Annotated in this window: 21 protein-coding genes and 1 riboswitch; of the genes, 10 read left to right on the top strand and 11 right to left on the bottom strand. The window is 41.8% G+C overall.

All coding sequences use genetic code 11. The features are described from left to right. Positions 1-617: 617 nt before the first annotated feature. Positions 618-920: a hypothetical protein gene (locus P8610_RS12355; protein ID WP_394604624.1), complete on the top strand. Its 303-nt coding sequence runs from the start codon at positions 618-620 to the stop codon at positions 918-920. 62 nt (positions 921-982) lie between these two features. Here the strand turns inward: P8610_RS12355 and P8610_RS12350 are convergent, their stop codons facing one another. The 6 genes from P8610_RS12350 to P8610_RS12325 all read right to left on the bottom strand — a co-directional run bounded on the left by P8610_RS12350 (position 983) and on the right by P8610_RS12325 (position 7541). Next, positions 983-1636, bottom strand: a complete 654-nt coding sequence (locus P8610_RS12350) for an NlpC/P60 family protein (RefSeq protein WP_394604623.1) — start codon at positions 1634-1636, stop codon at positions 983-985. A gap of 200 nt (positions 1637-1836) precedes the next feature. Then, the gene (locus P8610_RS12345) at positions 1837-2550 is read right to left on the bottom strand and encodes an ABC transporter ATP-binding protein (protein ID WP_394604622.1); all 714 of its coding nucleotides are present in this window, start codon (positions 2548-2550) and stop codon (positions 1837-1839) included. Continuing rightward, the gene (locus P8610_RS12340; RefSeq protein ID WP_394604621.1) at positions 2547-3710 is read right to left on the bottom strand and encodes an ABC transporter permease; all 1164 of its coding nucleotides are present in this window, start codon (positions 3708-3710) and stop codon (positions 2547-2549) included. Before P8610_RS12340 ends, P8610_RS12345 begins: the two co-directional genes overlap by 4 nt. Next, positions 3680-4909, bottom strand: a complete 1230-nt coding sequence (locus P8610_RS12335; protein WP_394604620.1) for an ABC transporter permease — start codon at positions 4907-4909, stop codon at positions 3680-3682. Before P8610_RS12335 ends, P8610_RS12340 begins: the two co-directional genes overlap by 31 nt. 304 nt (positions 4910-5213) lie before the next feature. Continuing rightward, the gene (locus tag P8610_RS12330) at positions 5214-6845 is read right to left on the bottom strand and encodes a hypothetical protein (RefSeq protein WP_394604619.1); all 1632 of its coding nucleotides are present in this window, start codon (positions 6843-6845) and stop codon (positions 5214-5216) included. Between the two features lie 195 nt (positions 6846-7040). Next, on the bottom strand, positions 7041-7541 hold the full coding sequence (locus P8610_RS12325) for a sigma-70 family RNA polymerase sigma factor (protein ID WP_394604618.1): 501 nt from the start codon (positions 7539-7541) through the stop codon (positions 7041-7043). 594 nt (positions 7542-8135) lie between these two features. Between P8610_RS12325 and P8610_RS12320 the strand changes: the two genes are divergently transcribed. From P8610_RS12320 to P8610_RS12310, 3 genes are all read left to right on the top strand, one after another. Next, a complete protein-coding gene (locus P8610_RS12320; protein WP_394604617.1) occupies positions 8136-8354 on the top strand; it encodes a DUF1659 domain-containing protein in 219 nt (72 codons plus the stop codon). A gap of 42 nt (positions 8355-8396) precedes the next feature. After that, the gene (locus P8610_RS12315; protein WP_289494153.1) at positions 8397-8612 is read left to right on the top strand and encodes a DUF2922 domain-containing protein; all 216 of its coding nucleotides are present in this window, start codon (positions 8397-8399) and stop codon (positions 8610-8612) included. Between the two features lie 357 nt (positions 8613-8969). Further along, positions 8970-9149 (top strand): DUF2187 domain-containing protein, encoded by a 180-nt coding sequence (locus P8610_RS12310; protein WP_289494152.1) that lies wholly within the window; start codon positions 8970-8972, stop codon positions 9147-9149. A 67-nt stretch (positions 9150-9216) separates the two neighbouring features. Here the strand turns inward: P8610_RS12310 and P8610_RS12305 are convergent, their stop codons facing one another. After that, the gene (locus P8610_RS12305; protein WP_394604616.1) at positions 9217-9828 is read right to left on the bottom strand and encodes a hypothetical protein; all 612 of its coding nucleotides are present in this window, start codon (positions 9826-9828) and stop codon (positions 9217-9219) included. A gap of 163 nt (positions 9829-9991) precedes the next feature. On the opposite strand from P8610_RS12305, the gene P8610_RS12300 reads away from it, so the two are divergent. Beyond that, positions 9992-10132 (top strand): YpzI family protein, encoded by a 141-nt coding sequence (locus P8610_RS12300; protein WP_289494150.1) that lies wholly within the window; start codon positions 9992-9994, stop codon positions 10130-10132. A 260-nt stretch (positions 10133-10392) separates the two neighbouring features. Here the strand turns inward: P8610_RS12300 and P8610_RS12295 are convergent, their stop codons facing one another. Continuing rightward, positions 10393-10890, bottom strand: a complete 498-nt coding sequence (locus tag P8610_RS12295) for a DUF1648 domain-containing protein (RefSeq protein WP_394604615.1) — start codon at positions 10888-10890, stop codon at positions 10393-10395. A gap of 118 nt (positions 10891-11008) precedes the next feature. Here P8610_RS12295 and P8610_RS12290 point away from each other — a divergent pair, with 118 nt between their 5' ends. Next, entirely contained in the window at positions 11009-11380 is a 372-nt protein-coding gene (locus P8610_RS12290) for a VOC family protein (protein ID WP_394604614.1), read from the top strand. A 44-nt stretch (positions 11381-11424) separates the two neighbouring features. On the opposite strand, the gene P8610_RS12285 is transcribed toward P8610_RS12290, so the two are convergent. Beyond that, positions 11425-11682: a carboxymuconolactone decarboxylase family protein gene (locus P8610_RS12285; RefSeq protein WP_394604613.1), complete on the bottom strand. Its 258-nt coding sequence runs from the start codon at positions 11680-11682 to the stop codon at positions 11425-11427. A gap of 6 nt (positions 11683-11688) precedes the next feature. Beyond that, positions 11689-11868, bottom strand: coding sequence for a hypothetical protein (locus P8610_RS12280; RefSeq protein WP_394604612.1), 180 nt, complete (start codon positions 11866-11868; stop codon positions 11689-11691). Between the two features lie 321 nt (positions 11869-12189). Between P8610_RS12280 and P8610_RS12275 the strand changes: the two genes are divergently transcribed. The 4 genes from P8610_RS12275 (at position 12190) to P8610_RS12260 (ending at position 14825) form a co-directional block, all read left to right on the top strand. Continuing rightward, the gene (locus tag P8610_RS12275; protein WP_394604611.1) at positions 12190-13368 is read left to right on the top strand and encodes a S8 family peptidase; all 1179 of its coding nucleotides are present in this window, start codon (positions 12190-12192) and stop codon (positions 13366-13368) included. Positions 13369-13539: 171 nt separating this feature from the next. Next, on the top strand, positions 13540-13692 hold the full coding sequence (locus P8610_RS12270; RefSeq protein WP_394604610.1) for a hypothetical protein: 153 nt from the start codon (positions 13540-13542) through the stop codon (positions 13690-13692). Between the two features lie 32 nt (positions 13693-13724). After that, the gene (locus P8610_RS12265; protein WP_289494143.1) at positions 13725-13934 is read left to right on the top strand and encodes a hypothetical protein; all 210 of its coding nucleotides are present in this window, start codon (positions 13725-13727) and stop codon (positions 13932-13934) included. A gap of 40 nt (positions 13935-13974) precedes the next feature. Further along, a riboswitch (SAM riboswitch) is annotated at positions 13975-14081 on the top strand. 75 nt (positions 14082-14156) lie between these two features. Continuing rightward, on the top strand, positions 14157-14825 hold the full coding sequence (locus tag P8610_RS12260; protein ID WP_394604609.1) for a sulfite oxidase-like oxidoreductase: 669 nt from the start codon (positions 14157-14159) through the stop codon (positions 14823-14825). 32 nt (positions 14826-14857) lie between these two features. On the opposite strand, the gene P8610_RS12255 is transcribed toward P8610_RS12260, so the two are convergent. Then, complete coding sequence (locus tag P8610_RS12255; RefSeq protein ID WP_289494140.1) at positions 14858-15148, bottom strand: hypothetical protein; 291 nt, start codon at positions 15146-15148, stop codon at positions 14858-14860. Between the last annotated feature and the right edge of the window lie 89 nt (positions 15149-15237).

The raw sequence follows: 15237 nt of genomic DNA, 5'->3' as shown, positions 1-15237 counted from the left end.
GGTATCAATTTGTGAGGTGAAAGTTTAATGTGTTACAAGTGTGGTAACTTCGATCACTGCAAGTATAAGAAAGAGAAGAAGAAGTCTTGGAAGAAAGAAGAGAAAAAGCATGATCACAAGTGCGAATCTTCTTCATCTTCATCCTCCTCTTCCTCTTCAAGCTCTAAGGTCTTGAAGTGCAAGAAAGTTAAAAAGAAAAAGCATCATTGCTGCTACGATCCTTGGGCAAGAATCTTGTTCTGGGGTTGTTAGTTAAAATAAATAGTAGCCCATAATTTGGGCTACTATTTTATTTGTTTGAATGCTTCAGACTCCTTAATGAGACCCCAGTCTAAAATTCCTCTGATATATTTTTATTTGAAAACAATCCCTATGTTGATTTTTTAAAAAATATCTTACTTTTTAATGGAAAGTACTGTATTACAGCCGATAATAGATAAAGAAGATTTACATTGTTAGGGTTTAAATGAAATAATATTAGTAATTTTTTTATTTTTTGTATAATATTCGTTTGCACAATACCTAACCCGTACTTTATACAATATTCACCATGATTAACATGTCTATCTGTAGTAATCGCAATTTACACTTACTTTTTAACGACGGAGGTATTTTTTATGAGTAATCAAGTTGGAGTGAAGTTTACCTATTACCGAAACGGAACAACCATATCCCGAATGACAGACTTTGAAGATATGCAAGAAGTAGTCAATCAAGGTTTAGAAAGTGTCGCTTTAGATTGTATACAAGAGGTATTTCGTGCAACAGGTCTTGATTTAAATCAGTTGTCATATCCACATACCGCTACTCGCTTTTGTTTCTTTTCAGAGTTAAGTTATGACGCGGATCAAACAATAACCGAGGGCAAAAGAAAAACAGTATTAAATAATAGAAGTAAAAAGAGAGATTTGGTTTACTAATTTTCATTATAAACATAAAAAGAGGATGACCCAACCATATGTGGGTCACCCTCTTTTAATTTTTATAAACGCTTTGTTCCGTAATAACGCGGTCCCCAGTATGAATTGTTCATATCTGCGATTGTTACGCCTGTTGAAGATCCGGCATGGATGAACTTGCCGTTCCCAATATAGATACCCATATGGGATGCGCCTGGCTCGTACGTTTCAAAGAATACAAGGTCTCCTACCGCTTGTGTTGATACCTTGTATCCTGTGTTTGCCCACATGTCTTTTACTGTACGTGGGAGCGTAATGTTGTGTGAGTTTTTAAATACATAGTTGATGTAGCCTGAGCAGTCAAAACCAGCTGGTGTTGTTCCGCCCCATTTGTAAGGAGTGCCTTGATAACGTTTTGCGTATTCTACTAAATAAGAGTTGTTAACGTTATAGACTCCTAGTTTGTTAAACGTGTTGCGGCCGGCGATACCGTCAGCTGTTAAGCCCTTAGCACGCTGAAAACTTACTACGGCACTCTTTGTGTAGGATCCATAATACGATGTATATGAACCGCTATATGTAAAGTATCCTTTATCGCGCAATATTGATTGTAATGTTTTCACATCTGAATGAGTCATCGTTGGACGAAGTGTTTGATCTCCGATATTTGCAAACGCCTGAAGCGGCGACAATAATAAACTTGCTCCTAAAACTGATGTTGCTATCCATTTTTTCATTATTTATCCCTAACCCCTTTAATTTTCCAAGTAATCTATTATTATCCTACTATATAAAAAAGAGGTTGTGTTTTACGGTTGAGTTACGGAAAATAGGAAATTTGTCCATCTTGTCAAATTAAGTCGAATGAGCTTTATTTGATATTTTAAAATAAAAAAAGGATTACTCTCACTTATGAGAATAATCCTCTGCCAAATTATTAACCTACTATCTCCCCAAGCGTCTCCGCAAAGTTCTTAGATTGCGCAATCGACCCAAACTGCCGTACTTTTTGTTTAGATCCGTAAAACAGCAGTTCACCTTCTTTTAAAATCAAAAAGGAGGTGCATAATGTTTCAAGCTCTTGTGCGTCGTGGCTAGAATATAGGATGGTCTTCCCTTCCCTTCCGAGCTCGCGCAAATCATTCACGATCTCCTGTTTCGCAGAGATATCGATACCTACTGTTGGTTCGTCCAAAATCAAAATCTCGGGATCATGCAGCATCGCAATTAAGATGTTAAGTTTTCGCTGGTTACCGCCAGACAGATGCTTCACTTTTTTATCCAGATGCTCAGCAAGCCGCCATTCTTCACACCGCTTCATCCATCTTTCTTCAGATGAATTTTTCGCTAACTTTCCAAAAAATCTTAAATTTTCTCGCGTTGTTAACTCATGATACACGGCAATCCCTTGTGGTACATACCCGATCTTCTGACGGATCGCCTTTTTCTCTTTTTTCACATCCAATTCATCGACCCTAACCGTTCCGTTCGTGGCGTTCATGATGGTTGCGATGATTCTGAGCAATGTAGACTTTCCAGCGCCGTTCGGGCCTACAACGCCGACGGTTTCTCCTTTTTGGATCAAGAAATTGATATTCTTTAAAACTTCTTTTTTGCCAAATTTCTTTGTTAGATTTTCTGCTGCAATCAAGCGCTGTCACCTGCCTTTATGGTTGAAAGTCCGTATAAGATGATGCTGATTCCGACAAATACAAGTGGTATCAGCAGTGTATCCTGGTGCAGTGATGATATGACCCAATATTGAGGCGTCCATTGTGCGGCTCGTTCTAAAAAGCTTGAAAGTTCATCACTTGGAAAAAACGTTCCGCTTAAAAGCGATGTGGCAAGTACCACAAAGAGTGTGATCGCCTGCCATGTGCGGTTGGCGTGAACAAAATAAGCGAAACTCAGGGACACCGCGTTTAAAAACAGCACGTAACCAACGAGCGACAAAATCACCGCTCCGTTTACCTCGAGTTCACCTTTCCACCAGCCAAAACCACATAACAAGGCCAGAAGCACAATCTGTAAAATCAGCACACCGAGGGCATTGCTGATCCAATACACAGAAAATCGGCCCACCGAATATGGGACTCTTGAGAGCATGCCTGAATCACGGTCTTTGATCGGCCAGCTGTTCCATAAAAAGCTGAACAACATTAAGAGGACGAGCATTCCTGGTATATAAATTGAAGGTGATCCGCTCTCTGCTGCTTCGGCTTTTTCACTTGTGACACCGACTTTGTAGTCAACAGTCATGAGCGGTTTTGGCTCCCAATGTTTGTCGCTAAACGCCCAAGCATCTTTCCAGACGGATGCTTGTTCTGCGGCATTGAGATTTTTGCTCTTTCCGTACGTTTTTAACACTGTGTTCGCGCCATACGAATTACTCGACAAACGCTTCACTTCGCTTGCAAAAATTTCGCGCACTAAGCCGTGTGAAATGGTTCCGGTTGAGAGCCACATGGTCACGAGTCCGTCTTCATCATTTTTCTGGATTTGATCCATGAATCCTTTTGGTATAAGAAAACCGATCGCCGCTTTTTGCGTCTCGATTTGTAGACGGGCTTCGTCGTCGGTAACCATACTTACAGCAATCGCCGGATTTTTACTCACTCTTTCAATAACGGTTTTGGAGTATTCTGTTGTATCCTCATCCACGATGACGACAGGGATTTTTGTTGCGTTTGCCGTCTTTTCAACAGACATGCTTAAAAAACTCAGCAAGAGGACGGGAATCAACAAGCCGATCCAGCTCAACGGACTTTGAAGCAATAATTTTATACGTGTAATGGCAATTGTCCAGACCATGGCAACCTCTTCTTTATTGTAATAAGTAATAACCCTGCCACCCAAATCATGACAGAAATACTGAGTAACACGATTACCGGCATCCAAGAATCATCGCCGACAAAGAGCGATTCTACTAAACCGCTGTGCGCGTGGTGCACCACATTAAGAAAGCTTACACCGCGCCACATTTCCGGCAGATAGGATAATGGTAAAATACTTCCGCTCGTGGCAGCCATACTTACGACGAGTATGATACCCGCGCCCCACTTTGCTCCGTTTCGCTGAAAAAGCTCTTGAACGAGTGCGAAAATGGAGGATACCGCTATACAGTAGGCTAAAGTGATGATTGTCGCGGACAGGCTCCACGTTTTGGTCACGCTGGAAAAAAGGGATATCAGAATAATACTTTGGATGACAAGCAGAGCGAAAACGGACAGAATGTTGCTAAAAAAGAAGACGCCCGACCTTACACCTTGAAGCGTTAGTCTTTCTCGCAGCGCTGTTTGTTCACTTCTTGCCGTTAAGCTCATGCCGAACAATCCGCCGACTAAAAGCAAAATCAGCACGCCTGACAGACTGTAAAACTCAACCGTCGTGATACCGCCGAACTCGCTCAGTGTTTCGGTTTCATAGATTTTGTTTCGATTTAAAGCCTGAAGAGTGAAATCGGTAATGATGGTGTCGCGATATTTCGCGAATTCCTCAGAACTTAAGCCCATCTTCCGTAAATAGTGAAAAGCTGCGTTCGCTCCGCTTTGGGCAGAGGAAATCAAGTTCGAGTTAGACACCATCACTTGCTTCAGCAGTTCAGCTTGAAAAGGGCGTTCTGGGTTTCCGATCACAGCAACGGGAATGTTCTTGCCACGGCGTATGCCCTTTGTGAAACCATCAGGCACGATGACCACGCCTGCAATTTCGTTCGCGGCTAAACGCTCGCTTGCTGCCGCTGCATCTGTTTTTTCAAAGACAAGAACGTTTTGCAGTTCTTCTGATTCTTCATACTGCTTCATCAGCAGTTTTGTTTCAAAGGTGTTATCTTCATCCACGATCGCGACGGCAAAAGGTTCGACCCACTGCTTATCTTCGAGCAGCGGTTTTAGTCCCAGATACGTGATTCCGAGCAAAAGGATCGGAAACAGCATCATGGCAAACAGCGGAAACGGCTGCTTTAGCCAGCATTTTACCGTTAGATGGGCAATGAGTAGCGTTTGCCTCATAGTGTCGTTCCTTTCGCTTAAAAATTTGTTCAGTTTCGATACCCGAAACTGGTCAGAACATATACATTGCGGGGTATTCTGCTGTTTCAATCCAGAAATTCATGTGCTTAATCCAGAAGTTATGGCTGTTTATCCACGAATTTTGCCATTCAATCCAGAAGTTTTGGCCAGATATCCACGAGTCTACAATCCTCAACAATTTTTGCGCAGCCCACTTCCACTACATACCCCTTATGAGTTTAAAAAAAGGACAAAGATCAACTTTGTTTGAAGTTATCTCTGTCCTTCTTATTATAAATCTAGTTTAGAATCCTTGGAACATTGAAGCGTTTTCGCCTACAAACTGCTCGATGTTACGCTGAATTTCGCTCATCATGCCCATCATTTCAGCATCGCTCATCTCAGCAACGTTTACTGCTTTTTCTTCTGATAACTCAAGGAACTTCAGCTTCTCACCAAACGTTGTTTTTGTTTTGATGTTCAGTCCAACGTTGATGTCGCCCATTGTTGCGTCGTTGCCAGTCAATGTTACTTTGTAATCGTGGTTCGCATAATCTTTATCAAGATTCTGGTCACCTGTATGCTCGATTTCGATCGTCATATCCGGAAGTTCCATTGGTGCATCGCCAGCTGGGACAAGGTTTGCTGTCCACTTGGATTTTTTATCCGTACCTTCACCTTTAATGTGGAATCCAATTCCTTCTGTTGTACCGTTTTCCGTCATTTCAAATTTCGCTTTAATGTCGCGTTTCTTGCCGTCTTTGCCTTTTGGTTCACTTTCCATTTTCACGTCCACAAGCAATGTTTCGCCTTCTGGACCTGCGTTAAGAACCCAAGAAGAGTTCGTTACGTCACCCTTCGTCCAGCTTTCAGACTTGTAGTTCATCGGAACCGCTTCTTCACCGTTAGCGCCAATTTTCATCGAAAGATCACGGCTTACTACTTTATCGTCTCCATCGATGATTACAACTTGCTTCATGCCGCCAGGGATTTGCAGATCATCGTTAATCCCTTTTTTCGCATCAGCTAAAACTTTTTTCAGTTCTTTTTTTGCGTCTTCTTTGCTCATGTTGCCTGTAGGTGCCATCATGCCTGTTTGAAGTCCGCCTTGCAATGCTGTTTGCTCAGCGATCGCATCTAGGATCTCGTCGTCTTTTTCAATCTTTTCAATAAAGTTCACAAGCATTGTTTTTGTTTCTTTTTCAGATAGAGAAACCGTTAGTTCGCGAAGCTTCTCCCCTTTAAAGTCAACATCGTCCTTCATTGTTACGTTTTCATCTTTAACGCTATCGGCATATACTTTTGCAAACTCTTGGAACGCTTCGTCACGCGCTTCTTCGCTTACGTCGCCTTCGATCGCTTTAAAGAAGTTTTCAAGCTTTTCCATGCCTTCGTATGATGGGTCGAACTTACGCATTACGTCGCCAAACTGATTGTTTGGAAAGTAAACGTTCTTGTCGTATGCAGCAGGAACACTCACTGCGGTTTGCTTGTTGTTTTGGTAAAAATCAGCTTTTACTAGATCTGTGTTGTTCATCGTTAACGAGACACCCGCAGATCCTTCTTCTTTTTTAGGGTCGTGCTGTGTTGTCATTTTAATTTCACTGTTTGATAGAATAGAGCCGATCATCATCGCTTCCATTCCGCCTGCTCCAAACATTGCAGGATCTACTTCTACACCTACGCGCGCTTCAGACTTATACGCTTCTTCACGCTGTTTCTCTTGAAGAGCAAGTGCATCTCCAAAACTGTCTTCAAAAGATTCGTTTAGTGCTTTAAATGTGTTTAGTTCTGATTTTAAGTACAATTCACGTGGAGATAGATCAATAAACATGGCATAAGCAGTTGCTCCGATCGCTAGCACTGCAATGATCGCAAGCCCAATGATCAACGGTCGTTTCTTGTTTCCAGTACTCTGATTAACTTGTGTTTCCATCGTTTGGTTGTCCCCCTCTTAATAAATATATAAGCTTTGTCCTACCAACTTATTACACTGTTATTCTAAAAAAATAGCAGCTTCTTTCTCTATTGGCTTTTATGGGTAAAAAAGGAATTTTTTCGCCCACAGTTTTCTACTATACCCTAATTCTAGAATTATATCCATCAAATCACATAGTAAGAAAGTTTGATTTTATTGGGTAATTAAAACTGTCCGAAGCTTCTTGATGGCAGCCTTCCTCCAAGACTTCACCGCGTATAGCGTAACCCCAAACTGATTCGCTATCTCGGCTTCACTCTTCATGTGAAAAATCCGCTGGATGACCCACCGCTGCTGATTTTCCGTAAGGTGCATTAGATATAGATTCAGCGTTTCGTCTTCTAAATACGGGATGTGATCTTGATAGGTCAGATGCTGAAACGTCAGCGACTCATGCGGATCATGGCTCACCTCTTTTTCTAGCCGCATCGCTTCTTTTCTTATTTCTTGTAAAATACGTCCTCGAACAAGGAGAAAGGCGTAGGAAGAGAACTGCCCTTTTTCAGGATCAAACGTTTCGTAAGCTTTCCAGAGTCCGAGTAAACCAGCTTGATAGTATTGATCAAAATGAGTGGTGAGATGATACCGCTTGATCCGGGACTTGATGAGAGGGTCAAACATGGCTGCTACTTCTTCAAAGGGCATGTTTTTCATGGGAATACTTCCTTATGGAATGTGCGCACATTCTGGGAATTCCGCGGTACCCTCACTATAGGTTGGAGTGGTTTTGTAAAACAAAGTCTCACTCTTTAAAAGTTGACTCAAAAAGTATGCAAAAAGATAAAAGTTGCAGGGAAACTTTTGAAAAGTTATCCACAGCATGGGTGTCAAATCACGAAAATCTACATATTTTTTGTGTGAAATGCTCAATTTCGTAAAAATCGGGTGTTGTTTTTGAGTAAAAGAAAGCTGTTTGTGGATAAGTGCTGTTATGCAATTACTGTTGTTTTTGGAAGTGGTTGATTTCCGTTCCAGGTTGCTCGCTTTCCGGGGGGCGGGCGGTGAGCCTCTTGCCGCTACGCGCCCTTAAGGGTCTCACCTGTCCCACTCGTCCCCCAGGAGTCTCGCACCTTGCACTCCTATCAACTTGTCAACGAAGAGGAAGACCAAAATTACTTAAAAGCAGCACTATTTTAGTTAAGAGCTTTTTAAACAAAGCATTAACAAAAGACCTTCAAAAAAATTTTTACCACCATGCCTCCTTTTACTCATCCACTGGAATTTATGATGTGAAAGGAGGTGAGGCACATGGCAACAGCAGCTTTGATTGGTTCTTCGATGCGATTAGAGTTTGACGGAGGTCTGGATGCAGACTTGAAACCGGTGGTGAAGTATAAAAGCTTTGCAAACGTAAAGACTTCTGCTACCCCTGACCAGCTTTATGCAGTAGCAAGCGCGTTGACAGGACTTCAAGTTTATCCACTTCTGATGATCAACCGCAATGATTCCTTCGCGATTCACTCTTAAGAAGGAGTCGTGAGGAAAATATAATAGAAAGGAGGGATTTCAATGGCCAAAGTGCTTGAATTGCAGTTTCTTAACCAGGAAAACAAAACGGTAACCATCCGCTTGGATGCTCCAATTGAACCGGTTGATCCTGCAGCTGTAAACGCAGCGATGGACACCGTAATCGCCCAAAACATCTTCACTTCATCAGGCGGAAATTATACGAGCAAAAAAGGTGCGCGTATCGTTGACCGTGAAGTGAGCGAGATTACGCTGTAAGTTTTAAAGCGAGTAAATAGCGACCGTAAAAAACCGTCTTCTAACCATTTAGTTTAGAAGGCGGTTTTATTTTACCTGTGGATATTGTTGATAATGTGGATAAATAAGTGGATAGATAGATTTGACGATAAGTTTATTTTAAAAGCGAATGTGGATAACCTCTGGATAACTCAATATATAGGGGGATAAGTTTATCGATTGCATCATTTTGGAAGCGGTTTATTACAGCGCTTTTTATGGTAATGATTTTGGGTTTTCGATATAATGCTTAACAAATAGAAGTTTTTTAAAATAAAAGGAAATTATGCTACAATTATGGTAAAATAGTACAAACATAAAATAGTTGGAGGAAAAGGCATGGAATTTAAAATCGGTGACATTATTGAAACGTTCGACGGCTTAAAAGGAGAAATTACTTCATTGTTGACCAACACCGCTGTTGTGGACTTTTCCGTAACAGAAAATTATACCGAGCATTTTGAAGATGCAAAGCAAGTTGTTCGCCTAAATGATATTCGTCAAGTGGTAAAAAGCTAAATCGATATATACGCAAAAACAGCCCTTTTGTTTTGAACAAAACAAGAGAGCTGTTTTTTTGGTTGTATTAAAGGTTTTTACGATTGTTTTGAGATGTCACGCCAACGGATACCACATTTTGATCGTTTTCAGTAGTATACGCGGTTTGATTTGATCCAGAAGAATAATCTTGCAGATTATCTTTTCCGATCGGGTTTTCCGTTAGTTCTGTTCCCGCTTCTTTTAGTTTTGTACTGATGCTGCCGATCTCCCCTTTTGTTTCTTTTGCCGTGGAGAGCACCTCGTTCGAGATTTCTTTTAACGTATTGATATTGCCAAATACATCTTTATTGAGGCGTTCGTATAAAACTTGCGCGTCACTGATCGCATCTTTTAAGGTAGTTGTTGCAGTCTTGAACTGGCTGATCATCTGATCCTTCACTTCACCCGGGTTTTGTTTCACTTCGGTTATCATCTTGCTCGAACTGTCCTTCAGCCCTACTGCTGTGTTTTTCACTTTTGTCCGCGTATTGTAGTCGATTAAGGCAAGTGCTCCGCCAACGATCCCACCGACTATGATTCCTCTTAAAAGTTTGCTGTTTTGCGGGTTTGCCACTCGTTCTGTTTGAGCTGTGCCATACGTATTTTCTTGGTACAACCCGCTTTCATATCCGTTTCTAGTGTTTACACTTTGTTCCATTTTGAGTCCTCCTTCAAATAATTTTTTTCGTAGTATGGGGATTCCCTTTTCTCTAAAAGATAAACGTTTGGGTACGCCATATCAGGATAAACAATCATTTTACATAAAAGTTGGGATAACTCCTCATACTATGAAAAATCATTGTGAAATGGAGGTTTTTAGAATGGGAAAAGACAGACAAGAGAAGAAACTGAGAGAGTCTGGACGCGTTGAATCTGACCGTGATCAAGATTTGAAGTATTCAGGCGCGGCTAAGATGGAAAGCCCTGATGAAGCGCGTGCTCGCAATCATCAAGATCAGTAATCAATGATTTGTTAGCCAATCCGATGGCCCATGAAGGTGATTTTTACCTTTTTGGGTCGTTTTTAATGTGGCGCATCCTAAAGTTAGCGGTTTTTGTCGAAAATCGTTTAAAATATTTTATCCGTGAAATTATTTGAAGTTACCGTGAAATTCTCAGGTGACCTACATCTAAAACATACATTCATCGAAAAATATCCTCTCTGGACACGGATCACAAAAAAAGAGGCATTCCCTCAACAAATCGAGTTCACACCCCTGTCTTACTTCAATTTTATCGACCTTACAATGAAAAGGGCGATCGTTCCAGTGATTCCGATAATAAAAACCGGCAGAATCCATACACCAAGCCCCTCCTGAGCTCCTTGTGCCACTCCTGTACTCACCCAGCTCATAAGAACGAAGAACAATAGCATCTCGTTTTTAATCATATTCAGCATCAGACGGGCATTTTTGTATTGTCTCTCTGCGTTTTCTTGAGTTAGATTAAAATAATTGTAGATGTGCGGAAATTTTTCAACGACCGTAAGAAGAATCCATGTCATCAATCCGATTACGAGTAAAATCCAAAGATTGATTTTACTTCCCCAGCCGTCTGGTTCACCCGCTGCGTTAAAGTGAGTTGGAACGGTGTCTGGGATGGACGGCCATTGCATAATTAGACTTCCGGTACATGCTATGAACAAGCAAATCGCCACTATATCAAGAATGTTTTCGAGCAATGTCTTAGGAATTTTAAGTTTCGGCCGAATTTCATACATTGTGTTCAACCTCCTCTATTCGACTAATACGGTTTTTTCCAGGTAAAGTTTCGTTCTTATTGTATTTGTGGAAATTCACATTTATAGTTAAAGTATCTTTTTTCCAATAGGAGGACTTATGAAACTAGGCGCATTTTCGGTAAGTTTAAATGTAAAAGATATTCACAAATCAAAAGCATTTTATGAAACACTGGGATTTGAAGCATTAGGCGGGGATATTACTCAAAACTGGCTGATCATGAAAAATGAAAGTTGTGTAATCGGTCTTTTCCAAGGCATGTTTGAAAAGAACATCCTAACGTTTAATCCAGGATGGAATCAAAACGCCGAAAGCCTTGATGAGTTTACAGATATTCGCGAACTTCAAAAGCACCTTAAGGAACAAGGAGTAAAGCTGCTTACGGAAGCCGATGAAACGAGCACAGGGCCCGCTAGTTTCACGATTGAAGACCCAGACGGAAATCCTATTCTTGTAGATCAACATAGATAATACATAAAAACGTCCAGATTCATTTCTGGACGTTTTCTTATTCCTTATTTATTTTCTATTCCCATCGCGATAATAAACCAGTTTGCTCCGTTTTTACTTCCGATCTGGAAAAAGAGCGCAATGATTTCTTCGCGGGTAAAATGTTGAGTTAATCGGCCGTAAAGTTCATCTGGCAGCTGTCCATGATAAGCCATGATGTGGTCTGCAAGTTCTAAAGCTAGCCGCTGGCGGTCTGATAGTTCAGAGTTTCCTTGTTTCATCGCTGTTTGTCGAGTGGACTCGTCCAGAGTCCCGTAGTCCATGCTTTGTCAGTAATCGCAGCCGTTGTTTGAGGCCGCACGCAAGCGGAGCATTTCCATAAGTTCTGGTTCCAGGATGTTGTTCAGTGCTTTGTCCATTTGCTGAAAAGCATCAAGAATTCCCGGCGCATTAGCAAGGGCTTTTTTAAATGGTGTTCCTTCAACATTCACTTCAGGTAACCGTGCCATTTTTTATCCTCCTCCTTATATACACTTCTTTTTAAGCTTACATGATTTTTCCAAAGTGTCACATTATTCTGTTTCAGTTCACGTATTTGCGCTTCCTTTACAGAGTTGTTATGTAATGTTTACTATCGTAACTTTATCTTAAGATAATAAAATGGTTACACGTGTTACGCTTTAACCATAGATAAAAAGTCTCGCTTTCGACAGCGTTGTAGTAAGTTATAATTATTTTCAGATAACAATAGAGGGTTTTGTAGAATGCTGTTGAATTCCTTACTAACCAAAGCCAAGTCGCTTGGTAAATACATCTGAGGAGTGATTTTTATGTTAAAGCGTTTCGTGGCAGTTGCCGCATCAGTACCACTAGTCGTCTCTTTGGCTCTTCCAGCTTCAGCTGCTGAGTCAGGAGTGAAGGAAGCTTCGTTTACACCTTCAGCTAAGCAGGAAGCTGCATCTCAGGAAATTATCGTACACTTTAAAGATTCTGTTTCAGCTGCAAGCTCTGTTGAAAATACAGTTTCAAAGTTTGGCGGTAAAGTGGTGGATGTGACGAAAGACTTTACCGTTGTAAAAGTCGATGGCAGTGTGGCAGAAGCTGTTAAGAATTTCGAGAACCTTGACTCGGTTGAATACGCTGAGCCAAATGCCACGTTTCATGCAAGTTATGTTCCGAACGATCCTGCATACAAGCAGCAATACGCTCCTCAAAAAGTTAGTGCCGAGCAAGCTTGGGACACAACGCAAAGTGCGTCATCTGTAAAAATCGCCGTGATTGACACAGGCGTTGACTATAACCACCCGGATCTAGCCGGAAAAGTAATTAAGGGTGCTGACTTTGTTGATGATGACAACGACCCGATCGATGAGAACGAACATGGAACTCACGTTGCCGGAATCGCAGCTGCGAACACGAATAACGGTGTTGGTATCGCAGGACTCGCTCCTAAAGCTTCTATTCTAGCTGTTCGCGTGCTGGACGCAGAAGGCAGCGGTTCATTGGATGATGTTGCACAAGGCATCCGTTATGCGGCTGACCAAGGCTCGCAGGTTATTAACTTAAGTCTTGGTGGATCGGTAGGTACGCAGACGCTTCAAGATGCGGTGAACTATGCTTGGAATAAAGGTTCCGTTGTTGTAGCTGCGGCTGGCAACTCTGGTGTAGCCCTTCCTAGCTACCCTGCTTACTATTCGAACGCGATCGCGGTAGCGGCTACTGATCAAAACGATCAAAAAGCTTCGTTCTCTAACTTTGGTACGTGGGTTGATATCGCTGCTCCTGGAGTTGCCATCTATTCGACAACACCAAACAATCAGTATGCGAGTTTCTCAGGTACTTCCATGGCATCACCTGTTGTTGCGGGTGTAGCTGGACTTCTCGCCGCTCAAGGTAAAAATGCTTCACAAATCCGTGCAGCGCTTGAAGATACGGCAGATCCTGTAACAGGCACAGGCACGCTGTTCCAAAACGGCCGTGTTAATGCCGCAAAAGCCGTACAGCAATAATTTGTGAAAAGTTGTTTCATAGCCTCTAGAAGTCTTTTGTATAAGACTTCTAGGGGTTTTTTGTTTAAAATCCTAAAAGAATGTGGTTTTTAAGGTGGTTTGTCCTAATTACTTCTTTGATATGTTGATTGGAGCGGAAGGCTGCGAGACTCCTGCGGGACAGGCGGGCAGGTGAGACACTTAAGAGTGAAACGTCCAAATGTGGCTCACCGCCTGCCCCGCGGAAAGCGAGCAGCCTGGAGCGAAAATCAACACTTCCAAGAGCAACAAAGCTTTGCAAAAACTATCTTGTTTAAAATTCGCTTTTATATGAAAAACTGTTAACAGGAAACGTGTTAAGAGCGGAGGTTGTTCCTATGTTTGGTTTTGGTAAGCAAAAGAAACGAACGTCGCAAGGTTCTGGCAAGAGCGAATCGACTGAGGTTGAAAAAAGACAGAGCGAAAAAGAAGCAGAAGAAAAAATTGTGTACTTTTTCTTGATCAGCACAGCGATTTTCGGAATTGTCGTATTGTATCTTGGAATATCTAAAGAAATGTCATTGATTTTTCATGCCCCTATGTCATAATAGGTGTAACTTTTATAACGTTTCAGCCGATTTATTCGGTCTCTTATTTCGAGCAGGCGGAGGGATTTAGCCCTATGAAGCCCGGCAACCACCTATTTTATAGGCACGGTGCTACATCTAACAGTTTACAAAACTGAAAGATAAGAGGATTGTACGGAATCATTCGTCCTCTTTTTTTAAAAGAGGGCGTTTTTTAGTTTATTAGAGAGGATGATGTGATTTATGGGTCTTAATAAAGCCGATCGCATAAAGAAGATGCGCGTTCCTGAGGTTGATGAAAAACTTGAAGGCAGGTTGCCGCCTGGACAAGTCATGACGGAACGGTTTCCCATTTTGCATGAAGGTGACGTGCCTGTTTATGACATGAAAAAATGGTCGTTATCTGTAGAAGGACTCGTTGGGAAACATGTCGAATTTACTTTTGAAGACATCATGAAGATGCCGCAAACGACAGTCGTACGCGATATTCATTGTGTAACGAGATGGTCACGATTCGACAATGCGTTTGAGGGCGTAAAGTTTACAGACTTTCTGAAGCACTTTAATGTGGATCCGAAAGCGAAGTACGTGATGGTCCACGCGGATTACGATTATACAACGAATGTGCCACTTGAAGATCTGCTGCGTGACGATGTACTGCTCGCACACTCGTTTGAAGGTAAACGGCTGACAGACAAGCACGGTTTCCCGCTTCGTCTTATTGTGCCTCATCTGTATTTCTGGAAAAGTGCAAAGTGGATCCGAAAGTTTGAATTTTTAGCGGAAGATCAGCCTGGTTTTTGGGAGCAGAATGGGTTTCATATGTACGGTGACCCGTTCAAGGAGGAGCGTTTCTCGAGCGACGAGTTTGAGATGCCTGAGGATGAGTGGAAGAAGAAAGAGTATGATTGATTGTTAGGAAAAAAGTAAAGGGAAAAGTAAAGCTACCTTTTCCCCCTTAGCATTTTGATTTCGTTTTTGAGTGCAGTCAACTGATCTTGGATTTCTTTCATCTGCGCTTCTTGTTCTTGCTGATCTTTTTGAGCTTGCGCTTGATCGATGTAGATTTGCTTTAGCGCGATGGCAGCACTAAAAGTTGCCAGGAAATCACCGGCAGTTACTAGCGTTGATGCAAGTAAGGCGAGTTCAGCTGCAAACGTTGCACCGTCCTTATTGTTCGCTAAGTATTCTTCTTCTGCTTCTGCTAAAATGACGTCTACTACACGCTGGTTCAAACCATTCACTCCTCACACCCTGATATCTACCATACAATATGCGTTTGCCCTAGTTCCGGTGCCCGATTTAACTGTTTAGAATGCTGGAT

This window comes from Fictibacillus sp. UD (assembly GCF_043558025.1).
Taxonomy (GTDB): domain Bacteria; phylum Bacillota; class Bacilli; order Bacillales; family Fictibacillaceae; genus Fictibacillus.
Note: the sequence above shows the minus strand (reverse complement) of the source record. Positions and strands in the feature narration are given on the sequence as shown.

Coding starts and splice junctions, on each gene's coding strand:
- P8610_RS12355 (WP_394604624.1), top strand. CDS start 618: ATGAGTAATCAAGTTGGAGTGAAGTTTACCTATTACCGAAACGGAACA.
- P8610_RS12350 (WP_394604623.1), bottom strand. CDS start 1,636: ATGAAAAAATGGATAGCAACATCAGTTTTAGGAGCAAGTTTATTATTG.
- P8610_RS12340 (WP_394604621.1), bottom strand. CDS start 3,710: ATGGTCTGGACAATTGCCATTACACGTATAAAATTATTGCTTCAAAGT.
- P8610_RS12335 (WP_394604620.1), bottom strand. CDS start 4,909: ATGAGGCAAACGCTACTCATTGCCCATCTAACGGTAAAATGCTGGCTA.
- P8610_RS12330 (WP_394604619.1), bottom strand. CDS start 6,845: ATGGAAACACAAGTTAATCAGAGTACTGGAAACAAGAAACGACCGTTG.
- P8610_RS12325 (WP_394604618.1), bottom strand. CDS start 7,541: ATGAAAAACATGCCCTTTGAAGAAGTAGCAGCCATGTTTGACCCTCTC.
- P8610_RS12320 (WP_394604617.1), top strand. CDS start 8,136: ATGGCAACAGCAGCTTTGATTGGTTCTTCGATGCGATTAGAGTTTGAC.
- P8610_RS12315 (WP_289494153.1), top strand. CDS start 8,397: ATGGCCAAAGTGCTTGAATTGCAGTTTCTTAACCAGGAAAACAAAACG.
- P8610_RS12310 (WP_289494152.1), top strand. CDS start 8,970: ATGGAATTTAAAATCGGTGACATTATTGAAACGTTCGACGGCTTAAAA.
- P8610_RS12305 (WP_394604616.1), bottom strand. CDS start 9,828: ATGGAACAAAGTGTAAACACTAGAAACGGATATGAAAGCGGGTTGTAC.
- P8610_RS12300 (WP_289494150.1), top strand. CDS start 9,992: ATGGGAAAAGACAGACAAGAGAAGAAACTGAGAGAGTCTGGACGCGTT.
- P8610_RS12295 (WP_394604615.1), bottom strand. CDS start 10,890: ATGTATGAAATTCGGCCGAAACTTAAAATTCCTAAGACATTGCTCGAA.
- P8610_RS12290 (WP_394604614.1), top strand. CDS start 11,009: ATGAAACTAGGCGCATTTTCGGTAAGTTTAAATGTAAAAGATATTCAC.
- P8610_RS12285 (WP_394604613.1), bottom strand. CDS start 11,682: ATGGACTACGGGACTCTGGACGAGTCCACTCGACAAACAGCGATGAAA.
- P8610_RS12280 (WP_394604612.1), bottom strand. CDS start 11,868: ATGGCACGGTTACCTGAAGTGAATGTTGAAGGAACACCATTTAAAAAA.
- P8610_RS12275 (WP_394604611.1), top strand. CDS start 12,190: ATGTTAAAGCGTTTCGTGGCAGTTGCCGCATCAGTACCACTAGTCGTC.
- P8610_RS12265 (WP_289494143.1), top strand. CDS start 13,725: ATGTTTGGTTTTGGTAAGCAAAAGAAACGAACGTCGCAAGGTTCTGGC.
- P8610_RS12260 (WP_394604609.1), top strand. CDS start 14,157: ATGGGTCTTAATAAAGCCGATCGCATAAAGAAGATGCGCGTTCCTGAG.